Here is a 2,283-nt window from a genome sequence, read left to right on the forward strand (position 1 = left end):
GACTACCTAGCCCTCCACCAGCCAGAGCCCTGACTTACCAGCCAACTACACCCAAGTATATAGACATTGATTGCAGGTTCGGTTCTTGGTTCGGTAAGATATGACGACGAAATAGTGCCAGACACTATGCTGAAAACTCTTAGCTATGCCCTCAAATAATAAGATAATGTTTTCAACTATTTACCTATTGCTATATAAGAGAGTTATGAATGAATAAACGTCAGCTTTCATAGCAGTAAGTTTTATTCTTTCTAACTCTCTGTTCCCCAGGGGGTCTGGGGGAATTTTCCGATATATTTGCAAACAAGTGAGGCCTCCTTGTTTGTTAAATTAAGCAGTCAATGCTGCTCGGGATTATACTGTCCCAAAATAGAGCCGTCACATGTTGTGCGGCATAACAAAAAACTCTGGAGGCCTCAGATGAATAATGTAATCTCTATCAAAGGTAAGAAAAAGCTTTTTTGCGGTAATTCCCAAAAACTTCTTATTGTCGCCGATTGTGCTAAATCAGAACATCTTGTTCATTTCTTTGATTGTATAAGTGGTCGTTATCTTTACAAACATCCCATACGAATTAAAAACTGTCTTACAGGCTTCTACTTTCTTCGCGAAAAGTATCAGCAAGTTTTGGCGAAAAAAAACCTTCAGCCTCAAGAAGTTAATTTTGTTCTTGAAGATCCAGCTTCTTACAGTCATCACTTTATTTATTTTCTCCAAAAAGAAGGTTTCAATGTTCTGTATACGAATGCTTTGCAAGCTTCTAAATATCGAGAAAACAGTCGAGCCAGCAGTGACACTCTGGATTTAGATGGGATTGTTCGTTCGGCTCTTATGGGACAAATCTATGAGACTGACGTATGTGGAGATATTTACTCAAAAATTAAAGAGAGTCATCGTGAACGGTGTCGACTTGTTGAAGAACACAGCAGACATAAAAGTCTACTTCATAATCAGATAGACAGACTCTTTCCTGGCTTTCTGTCCCAAAAGAAAAGTGGAGTCGCGCCTTTTTCTAAAGCCTGCATAAATTTGATGCGATGTAAGAATTTTGGACCTAAAATATTTGTCAAAGCGCACTCTAAAAGAGCGTTAAAACTAATTGAGAAAGCCGGTTTTAATGAGCCTGAAAAAATTCAGCAAAAGCTTTGTACATTAGCCAATGACTGCCTACAAATAGAAGACTTTGAATCCGGCGTTATAGAAAAACGACGCTTGAGATTGCAAACTCAGTTGGATTTATACAGAAGCCGTGAAGAGTGTATTGATATTGAGGAACACATCTTAGCTGACCTTCTTCAGAATACTCATTATGCATTATTATTGTCGATCTCAGGTGCAGGATTGATCACTGTCTCGGCTATCGCTGCAGAACTTGGAAACCCTTTAAAATGGCCTGATGCGGATCGCATTGCTTCCTATGCCGGGATCATCCCAAGACAAAAGCAAAGTGGAGGTTCTCATAAAAGTCCGTTAATAACTTCACCGCCAAAATCGGCTAATAAATATCTTAAAAATGCCTTAATGACTATCGTCAGAATTACTAAAGACTGTCAACATCCAACTTACAAAGATCTGGCCATTGTACACCCACTCAAAGCTCACTTTGACAAAGTAGACTTACGAGATGGATCAAGTTATACCGCAAGCGCTAAAAAGCTCGTGCGAATTATCATTGCTATGCTTCGTGATCAAACAATTTATTTACCGGACATAAAAACTGTTCAGCCACAGGCTTATCGAATTTGGCTTGAGCAGGGTAGCCAGAAAATGCTCAAGAAATGGCGAGAAAGAGGTATCTCGCCAACTGAGAATAATACACTCGGAAAATGGCTCAAAGATAAGGAAAAAATCATCGTATTGTTAGATAAATAATTTCTCTCTCGTATTCAAAACAACCAACTTGAAGAACTCATAATAAAAGGCTGACTGCTCCCTTAAGGCATTCGTACCTTGCTGCTTGACTGCTCGTACCAGTGAGCCAGAGGAAGTGTCAATCCAAGTGAGTGCTGAAGAAGGACTGAATACGGGAGAGATTCTCCCGGAAATTCTAGCAATAGGTTGCACCGGAATGACAAATTATTCCTCATGCAGAAGCCAATTTTTATCATGAAAACACAAGTGTTAAAAGTGGTGATTTTTATAAAAAATGCACTATTCGCATACTTTTTATCTAATCACCACTTGTAAACATTAAGAAGAAGGACTGGTACCGATTTCCTATGTAAACATTAAGAAGAAGGATTGGTACCGCACTCTTGGGTACCGATTTCCGTGATTGAGTTC

Annotated in this window: 1 protein-coding gene; it reads left to right on the plus strand. The window is 39.2% G+C overall.

All coding sequences use genetic code 11. The features are described from left to right. Positions 1–420 precede the first annotated feature (420 nt). Complete coding sequence (locus tag HRU21_12910) at positions 421–1,872, plus strand: transposase (GenBank protein NRA43189.1); 1,452 nt, start codon at positions 421–423, stop codon at positions 1,870–1,872. The last annotated feature ends 411 nt before the right edge of the window (positions 1,873–2,283 follow it).

The sequence above is a fragment of the Pseudomonadales bacterium genome, from assembly GCA_013215025.1.
Classification (GTDB): Bacteria; Pseudomonadota; Gammaproteobacteria; order Pseudomonadales; family DT-91; genus DT-91.